Below are 1,219 nucleotides of genomic sequence, written 5' to 3'. Positions count from 1 at the left end.
TTCCGATCGCCCGTTGGCCGGTCGCATGGCCGGGCGGTGGGCCGCGAGGTGGTCAGACGGAATGTCAGACCTCCTCGGTGCCACCGCTCTCCTCGTCGGTTGCCTTCTCTTCCTTGGCTGCGGCCGGTGTCGCACCCGGCTGGGGTTCGGCCACCGCCACCCGCGCGGGGCGGATGGTGCGCTCGCCGATCCGATACCCCGGCTGCAGGATCGCCACGCAGGTCGTCTCGGTGACATCCGGCGCGTACGAGTGCATCAGGGCTTCGTGGATCGTCGGGTCGAAGGGCTCGCCCTCCTTGCCGAACTGCTGCAGGCCCAGTTTGGCGACGACCGTCTCCAGCGATTCGGCCACCGACTTGAACCCGCCCACGAGCTCGCCGTGCTCACGGGCCCGGCCCACGTCGTCGAGCACGGGCAGTATCTCGGACAGGAGACCCGCGACTGCGATCTCCTTGACCGTGGCCCGGTCCCGCTCGACGCGGCGACGATAGTTCTGGTACTCGGCCTGGAGCCGCTGGAGGTCGCCCGTCCGCTCGTTGAGCGCGGTGCGGGCCTGGTCCAGCTCGGCCGTCAGACCGACTGTCTGTGCTGCGTCCCCGGCCGCGGACGCCTCCTCCTTGGAAGAGGAAGCGGCGTCCTTCGGCTCAGCTCCGTCAGGGGTGGCGCCGGAGGGGACGTCGGGCTTCTCCTCAAAGCCCGGAGTCTCCTCGGTCACACCGCACCGCCCTTCGCGTCCTTCTCGTCGTCCACGATCTCGGCGTCGACGACGTCGTCGTCGGCCTTGGCCTGCTGGGCGCCCGGCTGCGGGTCACCCTGCGGGCCACCATCGGCCTGGGTGTTGGCGTACATCGCCTGGCCCAGCTTCTGGGAGACGGCCGCGACCTTCTCGGTGGCGGTACGGATCTCGGCGGTGTCCTCGCCCTTGAGCTTCTCCTTCAGCTCGGTGAGCGCGGTCTCCACCTCCGTCTTCACATCACCGGGGACCTTGTCCTCGTTGTCCTTGAGGAACTTCTCCGTCTGGTAGACGAGCTGCTCGCCCTGGTTGCGGGACTCGGCGGCCTCGCGACGGCGGTGGTCCTCCTCCGCGTACTGCTCGGCCTCCTCACGCATCCGGTTGACCTCGTCCTTCGGCAGCGAGGAGCCGCCGGTGACGGTCATCTTCTGCTCCTTGCCGGTGCCGAGGTCCTTGGCGGCGACGTGCATGATGCCGTTCGCGTCG

2 protein-coding genes are annotated in these 1,219 nt (G+C 69.2%); both read right to left on the bottom strand.

What is annotated here, in order from left to right; translation table 11 throughout:
- Nucleotides 1-64 precede the first annotated feature (64 nt).
- Entirely contained in the window at nucleotides 65-715 is a 651-nt protein-coding gene (gene grpE / locus ABTZ94_RS37615; RefSeq protein WP_351207977.1) for a nucleotide exchange factor GrpE, read from the bottom strand.
- On the bottom strand, nucleotides 712-1,219 hold a 508-nt coding region (locus ABTZ94_RS37610), incomplete at its 5' end, for an Hsp70 family protein (protein WP_351207975.1). The genes ABTZ94_RS37610 and grpE, both read right to left, overlap by 4 nt.

It is taken from the genome of Streptomyces sp. NPDC002785 (genome assembly GCF_040295565.1).
Classification (GTDB): domain Bacteria; phylum Actinomycetota; class Actinomycetes; order Streptomycetales; family Streptomycetaceae; genus Streptomyces.
Note: the sequence above shows the minus strand (reverse complement) of the source record. Positions and strands in the feature narration are given on the sequence as shown.